The sequence below is a fragment of the Dokdonia pacifica genome, from assembly GCF_900188275.1.
Lineage (GTDB): Bacteria > Bacteroidota > Bacteroidia > Flavobacteriales > Flavobacteriaceae > Dokdonia > Dokdonia pacifica.
The window spans coordinates 163,307-179,971 of sequence record NZ_FZNY01000005.1; the positions used below are offsets into that span (position 1 = coordinate 163,307).

17 protein-coding genes are annotated in these 16,665 nt (G+C 34.2%); 12 read left to right on the plus strand and 5 right to left on the minus strand.

The genetic code is table 11. From position 1 onward, the window contains the following. Positions 1-139 precede the first annotated feature (139 nt). The 5 genes from CHB80_RS15440 to CHB80_RS15460 all read right to left on the minus strand — a co-directional run bounded on the left by CHB80_RS15440 (position 140) and on the right by CHB80_RS15460 (position 4,282). Positions 140-1,528, minus strand: coding sequence for a glycoside hydrolase family 113 (locus tag CHB80_RS15440; RefSeq protein WP_089372402.1), 1,389 nt, complete (start codon positions 1,526-1,528; stop codon positions 140-142). A gap of 62 nt (positions 1,529-1,590) precedes the next feature. Then, complete coding sequence (locus tag CHB80_RS15445) at positions 1,591-2,421, minus strand: alpha/beta hydrolase (RefSeq protein WP_089372403.1); 831 nt, start codon at positions 2,419-2,421, stop codon at positions 1,591-1,593. 155 nt (positions 2,422-2,576) lie between these two features. After that, positions 2,577-2,795 carry a hypothetical protein gene (locus CHB80_RS15450; RefSeq protein ID WP_089372404.1) on the minus strand — a complete coding sequence of 73 codons (219 nt, stop codon included), beginning with the start codon at positions 2,793-2,795 and terminating at the stop codon, positions 2,577-2,579. A gap of 92 nt (positions 2,796-2,887) precedes the next feature. Beyond that, complete coding sequence (locus tag CHB80_RS15455) at positions 2,888-3,097, minus strand: hypothetical protein (protein WP_089372405.1); 210 nt, start codon at positions 3,095-3,097, stop codon at positions 2,888-2,890. Between the two features lie 360 nt (positions 3,098-3,457). Continuing rightward, complete coding sequence (locus CHB80_RS15460; RefSeq protein ID WP_317044278.1) at positions 3,458-4,282, minus strand: alpha/beta hydrolase; 825 nt, start codon at positions 4,280-4,282, stop codon at positions 3,458-3,460. Positions 4,283-4,544: 262 nt separating this feature from the next. Between CHB80_RS15460 and CHB80_RS15465 the strand changes: the two genes are divergently transcribed. The 12 genes from CHB80_RS15465 (at position 4,545) to CHB80_RS15520 (ending at position 16,589) form a co-directional block, all read left to right on the plus strand. Next, entirely contained in the window at positions 4,545-7,421 is a 2,877-nt protein-coding gene (locus CHB80_RS15465) for a M16 family metallopeptidase (protein WP_089372407.1), read from the plus strand. A 357-nt stretch (positions 7,422-7,778) separates the two neighbouring features. Next, entirely contained in the window at positions 7,779-9,242 is a 1,464-nt protein-coding gene (locus CHB80_RS15470; protein WP_262486187.1) for a BCCT family transporter, read from the plus strand. Between the two features lie 140 nt (positions 9,243-9,382). Further along, positions 9,383-9,808 (plus strand): VOC family protein, encoded by a 426-nt coding sequence (locus tag CHB80_RS15475; RefSeq protein ID WP_089372409.1) that lies wholly within the window; start codon positions 9,383-9,385, stop codon positions 9,806-9,808. A 57-nt stretch (positions 9,809-9,865) separates the two neighbouring features. Then, a complete protein-coding gene (locus CHB80_RS15480; RefSeq protein WP_089372410.1) occupies positions 9,866-10,237 on the plus strand; it encodes a hypothetical protein in 372 nt (123 codons plus the stop codon). A 41-nt stretch (positions 10,238-10,278) separates the two neighbouring features. Then, complete coding sequence (locus tag CHB80_RS15485) at positions 10,279-10,842, plus strand: Crp/Fnr family transcriptional regulator (RefSeq protein ID WP_089372411.1); 564 nt, start codon at positions 10,279-10,281, stop codon at positions 10,840-10,842. Positions 10,843-11,149: 307 nt separating this feature from the next. After that, on the plus strand, positions 11,150-11,353 hold the full coding sequence (locus CHB80_RS15490; RefSeq protein ID WP_089372412.1) for a tautomerase family protein: 204 nt from the start codon (positions 11,150-11,152) through the stop codon (positions 11,351-11,353). Then, positions 11,350-12,093: an SDR family NAD(P)-dependent oxidoreductase gene (locus tag CHB80_RS15495; protein WP_089372413.1), complete on the plus strand. Its 744-nt coding sequence runs from the start codon at positions 11,350-11,352 to the stop codon at positions 12,091-12,093. Before CHB80_RS15490 ends, CHB80_RS15495 begins: the two co-directional genes overlap by 4 nt. Positions 12,094-12,105: 12 nt before the next feature. Then, on the plus strand, positions 12,106-12,477 hold the full coding sequence (locus CHB80_RS15500) for a nuclear transport factor 2 family protein (RefSeq protein ID WP_089372414.1): 372 nt from the start codon (positions 12,106-12,108) through the stop codon (positions 12,475-12,477). A 66-nt stretch (positions 12,478-12,543) separates the two neighbouring features. Beyond that, positions 12,544-14,106: an amidohydrolase family protein gene (locus tag CHB80_RS15505; protein WP_089372415.1), complete on the plus strand. Its 1,563-nt coding sequence runs from the start codon at positions 12,544-12,546 to the stop codon at positions 14,104-14,106. Between the two features lie 175 nt (positions 14,107-14,281). Beyond that, a complete protein-coding gene (locus CHB80_RS15510; RefSeq protein WP_089372416.1) occupies positions 14,282-15,238 on the plus strand; it encodes a CPBP family intramembrane glutamic endopeptidase in 957 nt (318 codons plus the stop codon). 34 nt (positions 15,239-15,272) lie between these two features. Beyond that, positions 15,273-15,563, plus strand: a complete 291-nt coding sequence (locus CHB80_RS15515; RefSeq protein WP_089372417.1) for a hypothetical protein — start codon at positions 15,273-15,275, stop codon at positions 15,561-15,563. Between the two features lie 78 nt (positions 15,564-15,641). Further along, positions 15,642-16,589, plus strand: a complete 948-nt coding sequence (locus tag CHB80_RS15520) for a hypothetical protein (RefSeq protein ID WP_089372418.1) — start codon at positions 15,642-15,644, stop codon at positions 16,587-16,589. Positions 16,590-16,665: the final 76 nt, after the last annotated feature.

Sequence of the window (16,665 nt, forward strand, 5' to 3'; positions counted from 1 at the left end):
TAGATACTTCAAATGATTATGTATACGCTTTCGCGAAAGCGGTATTAATCCGCCCTCTTTTTCAGCGTGCAAAGATACAAGGGAAGAATCAAAATACCATCATTTTATAGCTTTATACCTAATAAACCTTAAAATCTTCTTATTTATGAGCCTCAAGTGTTTTCTCTCCTAGGCTACCATACCAACGAGCAATCGTATTTTCGGCAGGTTTAAAACGGGGAGTAAAGTCTACATTTGTTTTTGCCCCTTCTGGAGTAGTACGTGTATGCCATTGCCAAATATAACAACCAGCAAACCAAGGCTCATTCCATAGTTTTTGAAACATTGCTTCAAAAGCGCGTTGTTGGGTTTGATCTGATTTTTTCTTAGTAAGTGCACCAGTTAAAGCACCCCATTCCCATGGAGCTATGGTTGCAGCTTCATCACTACGGTACCCTATTTCTGTAAATAAAATAGGCATCTTATAATCTGTTGACGCTTTTCTTAATGCAGCTATATGTGTATCCCAACCCATTTTGATTGTTTCTAAATCTGGGTTTGTAGCTGTAGTTAAAGGAAAATAAGCTTGCACTCCTATATAATCAAGCTCCTTCCAGAAAGGAATATCTTCTATAGGATCATCCCAATTTGAAGCATATGTTAACCTCCCTGAATAAATTGTTTTGATTTCTTTTATAAATGGAAGCCAAGCATCTGGTTGATGCTTAATGGCTGTTCGCAGTTCTGTACCTATACAAAATAAAGGTACGTCCATCTTTGCAGCCATACGTGCGTATTGTAGCATTCGTTCTTCATAACTTTTAAACCATGTTTCCCAATCTTCTTGAGAAAGTTGGAGATTAGAACGCCATCCTTCTCTCAACCAAATATGTGGTTTTAAATGCACACGTATATCACGTTCCAGTAATCTTTGTATGTAACGCATTGTTACAGAATCTCGACGAGACCAAACACCCGGAATCACTGTTCCTTCTATACGATTGGAGGTTTCATTTTCCTGATCTATAAAGGGAATCACAGTAGCCCATTCTATATTATCTTTTATAAGATCTTTAGTAGCCTTTTGATGATCTTCTTTATCATAAGACCAAAACACACTCATCCCTCTATGTTTTCCATCTATATCATAAAGGTTTGTAGCTTTTTCAGAAGTGTTCTCAATACTATAATCCCAGTCATAATTAAAAAACTCTGTACTATTAAAAGTAATCATCCCTTGAATACTTATATAGATGACAAAAAGAGGAATGACCAAAGAAAAACTAAATCGTTTTAATGCTAAACTCCATCCTTTTTTCTTAAAACCACGTACAGCATATCGTATAATAATAAACAGCCCATAAACAAGTAGAAATAAAACGTGAAAGGCTATAAGAAAACGTTGTGTAGGCACAAAGACTCCTAGCATTTTAATAGCCTCTACAAACGAGACTTCTGCTCTCCAAATACCAATACAATACAACACAAAAAAAAGCCCCCAAGTACTTAGATACAGTTTTAAAAGGGTACGAAGTGTTTTAGTATTCATGGGTGTTTTCTAAAAAAGACCTATTACTTCTTAGAAGCTTATTCTCTATAATTGTTACACAATTATTCTTTTTTAAGAACTCGGTCTATGGCATCTGTATATGCTGGAAATATAACTAGGTCATTATGACCCCCTTCAGGAATCGTAATAAATTCTTTTGATGAAGTCGTCACTTTCTCAAATAGTTTCTGCCCGTGTTCATAAGCTACAACGGCATCTTCAGTTCCATGAAATACTGTAATAGGACAAGAAACGGATCCTATAAATGTGTATGTCGGCATTTTATATTTTAATAACCGTTTTACAGGAAGCCATTTAAAACGCGAACTCGCCTCATCTTCTATACTGTAAAATGGGGTTTCTAATGTAAGGTTTTTAGGATTGTTTTTACTGGCTACATAAGTGGCAAATGTGGTTCCTAAGCTTCTACCGTACACATGAATTTGTGATTCTGGATAGTTCGCTTTCGCGAAAGCATACCATACCTCACTATCGGTATATAAAGCCTGTTCTGGGCTCGGAACCTTTTCCTTAGCATCCCCACTTTTACCATAATTGCGATAATCCATCACAATCACCGAATATCCTTTTTTTGTAAAAAAACTGGTAATTTCTCCCCAACGTCTTACACTACCGGCATTACCGTGATAATATAAAATGACACCTTTGGCATCTACTACAGGAAAATGGAGCCCGTGTAGTTGAGCACCTCCTTCTCCTTCTTGATATACTTCTTCAAAAGGAGCATCAAATTCAAAAACATAATCTTTAGGTAACTGCTCTGGGTGAAATAGCATACTCTCCTGAAAGAAGTAAAGACCACCACATAAAATTGCATAAATATTTCCCAAAACAAACAGCAGGATTGCTCCCCTTTTTAGTGTACGCTTCATCGCATAAGTTTATAATACACAAAGTAACTGTTTTTAATAGGAATAAAAAAGAACACCTAAGTGTATACGTCTATATACCTAAGTGTTTGTTTGGACAAAATAATAGAATTGGCAAACAGACTGTGGTGCTCGTCTATTTACCTTTTATTTAGAGTTTAGCCTCCAAAACCTCCAAAACAAGATCTATTATCATAAATGCACAGTTGTTGTCCGCTACTTGTGGTACCACAAGCAGAAATACAGAAAGGTGCTCCTGGAATTTGACAATCTGCATCTGTATTACAGAAAATAGGAACAGAACCTCCACTTATTAATAACTGTTGTTCTTTGCTCAATTTTTGAGCTCCTTTTACACTTGAAATCTTTTTTAACATAGTATTGTTTTTTAAAATTAATATGACTCTGAACTAAAAACCCAGAGAATTTCTCGCATCTAGTTCTAGAACTAGATACCTATGACTACTATTTAATCTCCGATTCCGCCACCAAAAATTAGGCATTGATGGGTTTCATAACTGCCTTTACAGCATCCATTAGCAAGAGGACCACCACCACAAGCAATACATTCACTTGCTGGATATGTAGGACAATTTGCTCTAAATCCACCACTAACATCTCGTTGTTCTGATGTATTTAATTTTTTAATTCCTTTTAATTTTAAAATGTTTTTTAACATAGCTTATAAATTTAAATGATACATACTCTGATCAGTTTAAGACATCCAGAGTTTCTGTCTAACAAACTAGTATTGTATGATTTAAATGTAGATTCGTTTATCAGGTTTTGCAAAAAAACTATTCCATTTTTCATGAATAATGATAACATCTAAAAAGCTCCCTACAAAAGTTTACTCACAGCGCTGATTACATCTGCAATGCATTGTAAGCAAACAACTTACAGTTACCATGTGGATTTACAATTATTTAAGAATTTGAATAAGCATATTAGACTACTTTTAAGAAAAGTAATCTATATTAAAGAATGTAACTACAGAATATATGAATAAAGGAAATACAGCGTGTTGTATCTAAAATACCTAAGCATTTTTGCGTTTTGTATTATGGATTACCTTAAAGCTAGAACCTTCTAAGTCAACTTTTTTAGGTGTAGAATGAAGAATTTCAGTAAGCATTTTATGATAGCTCTCAAAATTATTAAGGTTTTTATGTCCTCCGTCTATCACCGTATATAACTTCGTAAGTTTAGGTTTAATTTTAGAGAGTTTTACACTCGTTTTATAAGGAATTAATTTATCGTCAGTTCCATGAATAATATGAATAGGACACTGTACGTATTTAAGCCATTTATAGGTTGGTAACGGGTACTTGATTAATAAAGACAATGGCATAAAAGGCGCATACCGTGCCGTTACTTTTGTAAGACTATAATAAGGGGCATCTAAGATTAACATCCTTGGATTATTTACAGAAGCAATCTTGGTAGCAAGTCCTGAACCCAAACTTCTTCCATATAAAATGATATGCTTCTCATCTACATGCTCACGTAGTTTATTATAAATCACTTGTAAATCACGTTTAAGCGCTTTTTGATTACGGCGTCCAGTACTTTTCCCAAACCCTCTATAATCCATCATTACAACATCATAACCATTACGGGTAAAATCTACTGCAAATTTTCCCCATCCTTTGATACTCTTAGAGTTCCCTTTGAGATATAATACCACGCCTTTAGGTTTTTCAACTTTAAAATGAAGTCCGTTTAATTGAGCGCCATCTCTAGTTTCAATGGTGTATTCATCTACTTCTTGATTTTCATAAAAGAACTGAAAATCGGCAGGTAATTTTTCTGGCTTAAACAGGAAATAGTCTTGTAAGTAATACAGTAGTATACTTATAACCACATATATTACTAAGATAAATATTAAAGTTGAAACCCAATACGCCATGCTTAAAGGTAGGGAAAAAGCATAAATTACATAATACACATAGTGAATTGTTCTTTATACGCTTTCGCGAAAGCGTACTCAGTATCAATATCATTGCTATTTTAGAAAGACTAAAAAAGCTCGTAAACCCTTACAAACGTTAAATTCTTTAACATAAAAGCCCTTTTATAGACACTGATAGTGTTGTACATTGTACCTTTCTAATAAACAAAAAACTATGACTTTACAAAAATCTCTACAACTAGCGTTTATGGCCATCATATTCTCTGGTTTTTTTATTGCTTGTACAGAAGGTGGTATTTCAAGCGGTGGTGATGCCGAAGAAAGCTCTTCCTTATCTGTAGATTATGAAAAGTATGAACTTGAAAATGGACTTGATGTCATTTTACATCAAGATAAAAGTGATCCTATTGTTTCTTTAGCTATTCAATATGGTGTAGGGTCAAATCGTGAAAAAACTGGACGTACAGGATTTGCGCATCTTTTTGAGCATATGTTATTCCAAGAATCTGAAAATGTACCTCAAGATCAGTTTTTTAAAAAAATACAAGATGCAGGAGGAACCCTTAATGGAGGAACATGGAAAGATGGGACTATCTACTATGAAGTAGTACCTAACAATGCTATGGAAATGGTTATGTGGTTAGAAAGTGACCGCATGGGATACCTTATTAATACGGTAACTGAATCTGCTTTTTATAACCAACAAGAAGTAGTACAAAATGAAAAGCGTCAGCGTGTAGATAACAATCCATACGGACATACCAATTGGGTGCTGGATAAAAACATCTATCCAGAAGGACATCCATACAACTGGCAAGTTATTGGAGAACTAGTAGATCTTCAAAATGCTACTATTGATGATGTAAAAGAATTTTATGCAAAATACTACGGTCCTAATAATGCAACACTTGTATTAGCTGGAGACTTCGAAAAGGAAGAAGCAAAAGCAATGATCGAAAAGTATTTTGGAGAAATTAAAAGAGGTCAAGATGTTCCTAAATTAAAGCCTCAACGTGTTACGTTGGCTGAAACAAAGAAATTATATCATGAAGATAATTTTGCGCAAGCGCCACAATTACATATGGTATGGCCTACTCTAGAGCAATATACTGACGATGCATATGCGTTAGATTTCTTAGCAGAAATTCTTTCTGACGGAAAAGAGGCTCCTATTTATGAAGTACTTGTAAAAGAAAAAGAATTGACTTCAAATGCATTTGCCTATAGCAATGCGCAAGAGATTGCAGGTGAGTTCCATATTATTGTAACTGCTAGTGCAGGAAAAGATCTTGACGATGTAGAAGCTGGAATTTTTGAAGCGATGCAACGTTTTGAAACCAATGGAATTCCTGAAGGAGATGTAGATCGTATCAAAGCTAGTCTTGAAACAGATTTCTATAATGGAATTAGCAGTGTATTAGGAAAGTCTTTCCAAATGGCACAATACAATGTATTTGCTGGAGAGCCTAGCTTTATTGAAAAAGATATTGAAAATATCAAGAAGGTGACAGAAGCAGATATCATGCGTGTGTATAATACTTACATCAAAGACAAGCCATATGTATTAACTAGTTTTGTTCCTAAAGGACAACTAGATCTTATTGTTGAAAATTCTGAAAAAGCACCTATCGTAGAAGAAGCAATTACAGAAAATGTAGTTAAAGAAATAGAAGATGCAGCAACTGAAGTTGTAAAAACACCTTCAAACTTTGATCGCTCGGTAGAGCCTGCACAAGGACCTGCACCTGCACTTAACATTCCTGATAGCTGGACAGCAGAATTAGGAAATGGAATGAAAGTATATGGTATTGAGCAAAACGAAATCCCTACCGTAAACTTCAACTTAGTAATTGAAGGAGGACATTTATTAGATAGTAAAGACAAAAATGGTGTTGCCAACCTCATGACAGATATCATGATGGAAGGAACAGCTACCAAAACACCAGCTGAGCTAGAAAAAGCAATTCAAAGCCTTGGTGCTAGTATCAATATGTTTACAGGACGTGAGTCTATCGTTATACAAGGAAACACGCTTACACGTAACTTTGAAGCTACTATGGATCTCATTGAAGAGATTTTATTAGAACCACGTTGGGATGAAGAAGAGTTTGGACGTATTAAAATTGCTACAATCAACGGGATTAAGCGTTCTAGCGCAAATCCAAATGTAATTGCAAATAGAATTTATACAAAAACACTATACGGAGAAGATCATATTTTCTCATACCCATCTAGTGGTACAGAAGCTTCTGTAAATGCACTTACTATGGATGATTTAAAAGAGTTTTATAACAAAAACTTCTCTCCATCTATCAGTAGATTCCACATTGTAGGAAAGATCAAAAAAGAATCTGCATTAAATGCACTAAAAGACCTAGAAGAAAAATGGGCAGCAAAAGATGTTGAAATTCCTACTTATGAAATTCCAGAACAAAGAGGAAACTCTTCTTTATTATTTGTAGATGTGCCAAACGCAAAACAATCGGTGATTAATATTGGATACCTAGGTTTAGCACGTACAGATAAAGATTTTTATCCTGCTGAAGTAATGAATTATAAATTAGGAGGTACTTTTAATAGTGTTGTAAACTCTATACTTCGTGAAGAAAAAGGATACACCTATGGAGCGCGTACTAACTTTAGTGGTACAAAAATCCCAGGAACATTTACGGCTTCTTCTAGTGTACGTACAAATACAACAGGAGAATCTGTACAAATCTTTAAAGATGAAATTGCACGTTACAAAGAAGGTATCAATGCAGAAGACCTTGAGTTTACGAAAAATGCATTGATTAAATCAAATGCACGTCGTTTTGAAACGCAAGGAGCTCTTTTGGGAATGCTACGTGAGATGAGTGCCTATAACTTAGCACCTAATTATATAGAGGGTGAAGAAGCGATAGTACGTAATATGACGCTAGAACAGCACAAAGCACTTGCAAACAAATATCTTGATGAGTCAAGAATGGCATATTTAGTTGTAGGAGATGCTGCTACACAATATGCTCAGTTTACAAAAATGGGATTTGACGAGGTAAAATTACTAGACAAAGATGGTAATGAAACAGAATTAAAAGCTGTAAAACAGTAAACCGTTTATTAGAATTATAGAAAAGGGACATCACTATTGATGTCCTTTTTTTTATTCCCTTGAAGAAAGGAGTTTGTTTCTTTTTTTGGCGATGAAAAAAAGAAAAATTGGATATTGAGATCCTTATTTTTCGTTTTCCCGACCCTAAAGGGAGTGAAAAATAAACAGTCGTACTAATAAAAATATGCTCATCCATTTTAGAAATAATGAAAAGCATATTCAGCTTAATAAAATTAAATAACCAGCTGCCTATCTCCATAGGAATAAAAACATCTTTTTTAAGTACCTTAGTCTTTCCTATAAAAATCACCTATTCTGAATCTTTTTGAACATATCAAAAAATACCCTGTTCTTACCATTTCAATAGGACTCTTACTACTTTTTGCAGGATTTGTTTTTATAGATACTGCTGGATTTTACAATCATATAGAAAGTGCATCACTTTGGGTTAGAAAATGGTTTGGTCATTTTTATCTCTATTTAGGATTATTCTGTGTGCTTTTTATTCTAGGATTAGCACTCTCCCCTTTCGGGAAACAAAAATTAGGCAGTAAAGAAGATACGCCTGAATTTTCGCGTTGGGCATGGATTGCTATGTTATACAGTGCAGGAATGGGTGCAGGAATTTTACTCCGTGCTGTACAGGAGCCTGTATTTATGCAACAACATCCACCTATTCAAACGGGTGCTTCGCCAGATATCATTGCATTAGAATATACCTTTTACCAATGGGGTTTTACTGCTTGGGCATTTTATGGTCTCTTTGCACTAATTATAGGGTATTACCTATTTACACAAAAACGATCGGCGCTTGTAAGCGCTTCTATTCAAAGTATTACCAAACACAAACTTCCTAGGCACGGCATTGATATACTAGCTACGTTTACCACTGTTTTTGGACTTGTAGGTGCTGTTGGACTGGGAACTACACAAATTAATGGAGGCCTTAATCATATTACCCAAGGTGATTTTGGACTTTGGACTACTATTGGTATTACACTGTGTATTGCTATTCTTGCCTTTGTATCTGTTTGGAAAGGGATGCATAAAGGAATCAAACGCATCTCTACACTTAATATTTGGATGACACTCGCTATTCTTATCTATGTGTTTGTACAAAGTGATATGGTAGCAGTTGTATACGCTTTCGCGAAAGCGGTCACACATTACATCAAAGATTTTGTCCAACTGAGTCTTGCCGTTGGAGCCTATGACCCTGAAGAGGCTTTCTTAACTGATTGGACGTATTATTATTGGGCATTTTGGCTCGCATGGGCTCCGTTTACAGGGATTTTTATTGCTCGTATTTCTCGAGGACGCACCATACGCGAACTCTTACTGGGTGTCTTAATCATTCCGGCGATGGGTACATTTTTTTGGTTTAGTGTCTTTGGGGATAGTGCATTTACGATCATAGAAAATTGGGGCGCCTATAACAACGAGTTTGGGTATGTATTTTCTTCCATTTTTGTATTTTTTGAAAACTATCCGTTTGCAAGTATACTCAATGTGATTACGATAATTTTACTAGTGAGTTTTTTAGTCACTTCGGTAGACTCGGCTGTATTTGTATTAAGCATGTTTACCGATAAAGGAAACCCAAACCCTAAACGCAGACACCGATTGATTTGGTCTGTAGGCATTGCTTTATTTGCTATTGCAATGATTGTATTAGGTAATGCTCGTCCGGAAATCAATGTATTGGTAGCATTGCAAAAATTATTGATTATTACTTCCCTCCCATTTGCTTTATTTATGGTCGTGATGGTGATGGTGTTTGTGAGGGATATAGTTCGGAAGAAAAAAGTATCCTATCTTTAGAAAAACAAGTCATAACCTAGAGCATTACTTTCTATAATATAGAAACTAGTTATCACTACAAATAATTACGTATGATAACTTTCTAGAAGTACATTCATAATATAATTAGTAATTTTAAGATTGAATCAAATTTCAGAAAAATGAAAACAACGACATTTCTAACATTTGTAGGTGATCAATGCGGAAAGGCTAAAGAGGCCATAGACTTCTACACTTCTATTTTTCCTAATTCAGAAATTAAAAGCATTGTGAAGTATCAAGAAGGAGAAGCCGGAGGAACACCAGAACTTATTAAATATGGGGTTTTTACATTAAATGGCACAGCATATATGGTTTCTGAAAGCAATTATAATCACGCATGGTCATTTTCACCAGGAGTATCAATATTTGTTACGTGTACTTCTGAAGATGAGATAGATACTTTATTTGAAAAATTTGTGTCAAATGGAGGGCTAGTAATGGTCCCTCTTGACAATTATGAAACTGGTGATTATGGTTTTGGTAAAAAATTTGGATGGTGCCAAGATATGTTTGGTATTTCATGGCAATTTAATCTTTCTGAATAAATACTAAATGGTAGCATCTCCTGTTCAATATAGAGGAATAGAAAAACAAAAAATAACATGAAATCAATCGTTTTAAAATCACCTGAATATATAGTCTTGATCATGGTGTTTTTAGCTGGATATACTCCACCTTTTTATATCAACCCTATTTGTATTGGAATTATTGTTATGCTAATACTACAAATTCTATATAAAAATAGGATTCTAGGACTACTCATAGGAACACTTTATTTCCTTATTAATTTATATTTCTTAGGGGCTTTACTTTCTGAATTCAATGAGTTTACTACATTTAACCATAGTGCAAAACAGTTACTCATAGTTGGTGTATCTATTTGGATTATAAATATGATAGCCTCATCTCTCATGATCTATAAATACGCTATTCAAAACATTAAAAAAAAGCCATCCATAGCATTCAAAAACTGAAACGTATAAACGATTCTATAAAATCTCTAAGCACACTAAATATGACACATCCATTAAGGCAACATATTGAAGAAATAATTGACCTTACCGATGAAGAATTCGAGTACATTTTTAGCCATTTTGAAACTGTAAAAAAACGCAAACATCAATACCTAATTCAAGAAGGAGAAATTGCTCAAAAAGAATATTGGATTCTAAAAGGATGTGTAAAAAGTTATTTTTTAGATGAAAATGGCAAAGAACACATACTGCGATTTGCAATGGAGCATTGGTGGATTACTGATTATGAATCTTTTGTAATACAAACTCCCTCTAACATCTATATTGATTGTTTAGAAGATTGTGAGCTATTGTACATATCTTATGAAAATCGTGACAAGCTTACTTCAGAAATGCATAAAATGGAACGCTTCTGGGCTAAAAAAAGTAAACTAGGTCGTATTGCACTACAAAAAAGAATTCTTTCATTATTAAAAAATTCAGCTAAAGAGCGCTATGATTTACTTTTAGAGCAATACCCAAAACTTTTTCAACGTGTTCCTAAAAAAATGATTGCTTCTTACTTAGGTGTATCTAGAGAAACATTAAGTAGATTAAACTCATAACACCCTCTATTCCAACACATATTCTTATATAAAGTGATCTAGGTCACTTTATCTTAGTGATATATGTCCTGTTGAAAGGCATATATATACCACAACTTTGCATCATAAATTAATTACAAACAAAAGATTAAGACATGAATGCTCAAAGTAAAGAACAAAATAGTACTGCCCGATTACTAATATACTTTTTAGGTATCACTTAGATATCCTTGCCATGTATGTATCCAGAATCACAATACTAGTTTCCATAGATTCTAAAACGGATATCATTTCATACACAAACAATTATCAATTTAAACATGAAAACATGCCATATATCAATATTAAAATCACTGATGAACAAGTGACAAAAGAACAAAAACATCAATTAATTATTGGAGCCACTCAATTGGTCATTGATGTATTAAATAAAAATGCTAAAACCACACATGTGGTCATAGAAGAAATCCCTATTGATAATTGGGGAGTAGACGCAAAACAATATTCAAATTCAAACAAATTTAAATCATGAAAAACAAAACCGTAATTATTACTGGAGCCTCAACAGGAATAGGGAAAGCGATAGCCGCTTATTTTATTGAAAGAGGGAGCAATGTCGTTATGAATTCATCCAATAAGGAAAATTTACAAAAGACATATGAAGCACTCGGTGCTCCTAGCAATGCTGCCTATGTAGTAGGAGACATTAGCCAGCCAGAAACAGGACAGAAACTAGTAGAGACCGCTTTAGAAAAATTTACCTCTATAGACGTATTAATAAACAATGCTGGTATCTTTTCTCCAAAACCGTTCCTAGAAGTCGAGGCAGAAGACCTAGATCTATTTTGGAATGTAAATCTTAAAGGAACCTATTTTACAACACAAGCAGTCATCCCTCAAATGATACAACAAGAAGGTGGTGCTATTATAAACATAGGAACTGTACTCGTAGACCATGCGATTGATGGATTTCCAGCTACTGCTCCATTAACCAGTAAAGGAGCTATCCATGCATTAACGAGACAATTAGCTGCAGAATTTGGTAAAAAAAATATAAAAGTAAATACAATAGCTCCAGGAATAATTAGAAGTCCGCTACAAGGTAAAATGGGAATCCAAGATGCAGATAGTCTTGCAGGATTGCATTTATTAAACCGTATTGGAGAAGCAAATGAAATTGCCGAAGCTGCTTATTATCTAGCAACTTCAAATTTTATTACAGGAGAAACCATTAACGTAGCTGGTGGACACACCGTAGGCCATGCAATTTAAAACCTAAAGATCATGTATAAAGAAAATATCAAAGCAATAGAGAATCTTATAACCCATTATTTTGAAGGCATCTTCTATGGAGATATTGATACGCTTGAATCATGCTTTCACAATGATGTATATATCTATGGAGATATCAATGGTGATGCCTATATGAAAAGTATTCAAGCCTATTTGAATGGAGTAAAAGAAAGAAAAAGTCCTAAAGATTTAACTGAAAACTTTAAAATGGAAACCATTGGTATTGATATCATGGGAAACATTGCCATGGTAAAATTACACGTACCCATGTTAGGCTATAACTACTATGACTATTTATCACTCACCAAGATCAATGATGACTGGAAAATTGTAAATAAGATTTTTACGCACATCGCTTCGTAGTTACTAAAAAAACGAGTTACATTTTCTTATGTAAAACGTCATTATTGATAACGTACTCCAATTGCAATGAAAAAGAAACTATTTAAATTTCTAAAAATAATAGCAAGTCTATTATGCCTTCTAATACTATTAATTACTATAGGTATTTTTTGGCCTATGCCGACATTACAACCACCGCTAAAACACGATACAGTGATCATAGAGTCCATTAATATAATTGACGTGAAATCTGGTCATATTTTAGAAAAAAGAAATGTACTCATAAAAGGAAATACCATATCGGCTATTGATAGCATAGAAATTTTAAATAGAGACCCTAATTCATTAATAATTGATGGTACAGATAAATATTTAGTTCCCGGTTTTTGGGATATGCATACACATTCAAATCAGCATTCTGAATGGCTTCACCATCCGCTTTATATTGCAAATGGTGTCACCGGTATAAGAGATATGTCGGGACAACTAGATCGTAGAGATAGCTATTGGGCGGGTAGCAAAGAACGCTTAGTATGGAATGCTGAATTGAATGAAAATAAAAGAGTAATGCCTCGATACGTATTACAAAGCAGTTATCAAATAGATGGAGCTGCCAGTGTACCTGATGGTTTTCCAGAGTTTTTCAAACTTCAGAAACCAGAACATATTGATTCGCTGTTACTATTTTATAAAAATGAAAAGGTAGATTTTATCAAAGTATATCAGCAAATCATACCTGAATCCTATCAACAACTGGCAAAAAAAGCTCCAAAATATGGCCTCCATTTAGCAGGGCATAAGCCCGTATTCACAAGTCTTGAGGAAGCAATCTTATTAGGTCAAAGAAGTTTTGAACATGGGCGTGTTTTTATGTTTGAATCTTTTCCTGGTGCCGATAGTTTGCGTACCGCTACAGATTGGAAAAGCTTTTACTCTAAATCAAAAAAATCCATGATCGATGATTTTGATCCCGTAAAAGCTAAAAGATTGATGACGCTCATGAGTAAACATGATGCACATTGGGTCCCAACGCTTCAAACATTAAAATTTGAGGCATATGCACATGAAACTACATTTACAGAAAATCCGCATCTAAAATACATCACAGGCGTCAGAAAAAAACTATGGTGGAATATTGACCGTTCAAATAATGCAAAAAGAAATACCGCTGCATCTACAAAAGGGGTGAGTAAAGATTTTTATGAAGCATCAAAAAAACAAGTGCAAATGGCAAATCAATTGGGCGTACCAATTATGACGGGCACAGATGTTACAGACTCGTATACATTTGCTGGGTTTAGTATTCATCAAGAATTAGAAGAACTCACCAAAAGTGGACTTTCTAATCTAGAAGCTATCCAAAGCGCAACAATTATTCCTGCAAAGTATAGTAAAAAGGAACATAAGTATGGAAGTATTCAAGAAGGAAAAATAGCAGACCTACTTATTTTAAACCAGAATCCGCTTATGGATATTACACATACCAAAGACATTAATGGAGTGCTAATGAATGGCATTTATTATGATACTGATAAAATAAATGAATTAAAAAAGTTTACAGAATCAGTAGCGTCAAGTTATCACATGAACGTTAAAGTATTCTTCAGTCTTATAAACAGCCCATTAATCAGAGTTCAATTTGCCGATTAATCCTAGCGTATCGAGTACAATAATCTTTAGAATCCTACTGGTTAGAATGTGTTATACGCTTTCGCGAAAGCGTATACATTAAAAAACGAAACAGCATTCATGATTGAGATCATTGAGGTGTGTAACCAAACCTTCTTATGTGCCGTCTTAATAGAAATCAATCAAATAATCAATCATGACTTCTATTTTTTTAAATGCCAGTGAAAGCAGGCTCAAAACGGGTTGGCGCCTACTCATTTTCTTATGTGTTTTCTGGATATGTGCCTCTCTTATTTTTCTAATTAAACCTTTACTAGGCGACATCGGGAAAAAAGAGTTTTTACAAGATTACAGCCTGCTTATTGTTACTATACTTGCCTTTGCAGCAACTCTTTCTATATATTTTGCTAGAAAACATTTAGATAAAAAAACGTTTACTTCTCTTGGACTAAAAATGAATAAAAGAACGTTTCAAGATATCATATTTGGTTTTTTATTAAGCGGATTGATGGCAGGACTATTTTTTATGATATTAATAAGCTGTAATCTCATAGAATACAATGGTATTCAGATAGGAGCTTCAGATCTAAGCACTACAGATGGTTTTAATTTTGTAAGGTATATGAAAGTTATTTCCATAGGTTCATTATTATTACTCTTATTAGAGCATATTTTAGTAGGTTATTGGGAAGAAATCTTTTTTAGAGGATATCTATTTCAAAATATGATAGATGGGCTAGGATTAAAAGTAGCAATCATTATTTCCTGTATTTTATACGGTCTTATACATGCTATGAATCCTAATGCGGGTATTCTTTCTTCTTTGATTATACTACTTTTTGGGTTTCTAAGAATTTATGGATACCTCTCTACAAAACTATTATGGCTATCGATAGGAATGCACATAGGGTGGAACTTTTTTCAAGGGCCTATTTTTGGTTTTGCCGCAAGTGGACATCAGAAGGCAACATTATTGAATAGTACGTTTATCTCAGAGAAAGATTGGCTTACCGGTGGCGCCTTTGGTCCTGAAGGAAGTATCATTATCATTCCAATACTTATGCTAGCCTTATGGATAATGAGATGGTATTCAAAAAAGTATCACTCAGAAACAAGGAACCCGAATCGTGAACTGGTCATTACTAGTAATTAATTAGTATCTTTAAGTAGCCTTGATACTTATAAACATGGAAACTAAACATAAAAGAAGGTTAGGGATACTTGCTATTATAGGAACGATTTTACTCATTCCGCTTATTGCTATGCAGTTTACAAATGAAGTCCGTTGGACATTAGCAGATTTTGTGGTAGCAGGCGTATTATTGTTAGGAGTAGGAAGTATTGTAGAAGTCATTATTCTGAAAATACAAAACCGTAACTACAAAACACTTCTTTACATCGCTCTTATTATCGTATTTCTTTTGCTATGGGCAGAGCTTGCTGTTGGTATTTTTGACTCACCACTGGCAGGTAGTTAAAATTCAACCAATTAACAAAATATTGATTTTTTCAATCTTTTTTAAAAGCTACTTTAGGCGCTAGCTAAAACCAATCTCATGACCAAAGAACTATTGCTAAGTTATACGGTATACCTTCTTGTCATTACTTTTTCATTCGGTCAATCTAAGAATGATTATACCACATATCATCAAAGTGTATTAGACATAGAACAAGAAATCATTACTGAAAAATACAGTGACGCCCTTTTCATGTACGAACAATTATTTGAAACATATGACTTCATATTTTTGAGAGACTATAAGATTGCAAGTCAGCTAGCAGCGTACACAAAAAACAAAGAGAAAACACTTGCATATATTGAATTAGGGATACAAGGAGGATGGTCTTTAAAATCTATTAAGAAACATACACTTTTTAAAGAATACCTTTCAAAAGAAGATTGGAAAATCATCAAAAGGAAATCCCCTTCTCTTGTAGCTATATATGAACATAAACTCAACAAAGAAGTACAAGCGCAAGTCAAAAAAATGTCTGCTAAAGATCAGTGGAAAGCGTTGAAAGCGCTGTTTCGATTTAGTGACAAAGCGCAAACCCGATATTCCGAAAATAAATTTGCGCCTCATAGCGAGCAACAAATGGCAAAACTTATGGATATCATAGCTAATCATGGGTATCCTGGAGAAAAACTAGTTGGTAAAGGATATTGGATGTCTACAATTATTAGTCACCATAACTCTATATCTACTACTTATAATCAAAAGGATACACTGTATCTATCGTTAATTCCAAAACTTAAAGAAGCCATTCAAGATGGGAGTCTCTCTCCATATCAATTTGCTATTATAGATGATTGGTACTTGACATCTTTAAATGATGATTCAAAACCAAATTATGGAATTATAAGACCGCCTTCTCCAGAACATGTATCTAAGACAAATGCTCCAAGAGCTGCTATTGGTATACGTACAATAGCGCTAAGAGACTCATTACTAACTGTTGAAGATAAAACAGGAATTCGCCTATATATTACAGATATATGGTAAACAAAACATGCAAGACCTTGTTAATTATGTTAAATCAATCTAAATACGGCTCATAAAAGTTCATCTAGGCGCTATC

What these genes read in the sequence shown, in the direction of transcription:
- CHB80_RS15475 (WP_089372409.1), top strand. Translation starts at nt 9,383, where the DNA reads ATGAAAACAACGACATTTCTAACATTTGTAGGTGATCAATGCGGAAAG.
- CHB80_RS15490 (WP_089372412.1), top strand. Translation starts at nt 11,150, where the DNA reads ATGCCATATATCAATATTAAAATCACTGATGAACAAGTGACAAAAGAA.
- CHB80_RS15445 (WP_089372403.1), bottom strand. Translation starts at nt 2,421, where the DNA reads ATGAAGCGTACACTAAAAAGGGGAGCAATCCTGCTGTTTGTTTTGGGA.
- CHB80_RS15440 (WP_089372402.1), bottom strand. Translation starts at nt 1,528, where the DNA reads ATGAATACTAAAACACTTCGTACCCTTTTAAAACTGTATCTAAGTACT.
- CHB80_RS15495 (WP_089372413.1), top strand. Translation starts at nt 11,350, where the DNA reads ATGAAAAACAAAACCGTAATTATTACTGGAGCCTCAACAGGAATAGGG.
- CHB80_RS15455 (WP_089372405.1), bottom strand. Translation starts at nt 3,097, where the DNA reads ATGTTAAAAAACATTTTAAAATTAAAAGGAATTAAAAAATTAAATACA.
- CHB80_RS15480 (WP_089372410.1), top strand. Translation starts at nt 9,866, where the DNA reads ATGAAATCAATCGTTTTAAAATCACCTGAATATATAGTCTTGATCATG.
- CHB80_RS15485 (WP_089372411.1), top strand. Translation starts at nt 10,279, where the DNA reads ATGACACATCCATTAAGGCAACATATTGAAGAAATAATTGACCTTACC.
- CHB80_RS15515 (WP_089372417.1), top strand. Translation starts at nt 15,273, where the DNA reads ATGGAAACTAAACATAAAAGAAGGTTAGGGATACTTGCTATTATAGGA.
- CHB80_RS15520 (WP_089372418.1), top strand. Translation starts at nt 15,642, where the DNA reads ATGACCAAAGAACTATTGCTAAGTTATACGGTATACCTTCTTGTCATT.
- CHB80_RS15510 (WP_089372416.1), top strand. Translation starts at nt 14,282, where the DNA reads ATGACTTCTATTTTTTTAAATGCCAGTGAAAGCAGGCTCAAAACGGGT.
- CHB80_RS15450 (WP_089372404.1), bottom strand. Translation starts at nt 2,795, where the DNA reads ATGTTAAAAAAGATTTCAAGTGTAAAAGGAGCTCAAAAATTGAGCAAA.
- CHB80_RS15505 (WP_089372415.1), top strand. Translation starts at nt 12,544, where the DNA reads ATGAAAAAGAAACTATTTAAATTTCTAAAAATAATAGCAAGTCTATTA.
- CHB80_RS15500 (WP_089372414.1), top strand. Translation starts at nt 12,106, where the DNA reads ATGTATAAAGAAAATATCAAAGCAATAGAGAATCTTATAACCCATTAT.
- CHB80_RS15465 (WP_089372407.1), top strand. Translation starts at nt 4,545, where the DNA reads ATGACTTTACAAAAATCTCTACAACTAGCGTTTATGGCCATCATATTC.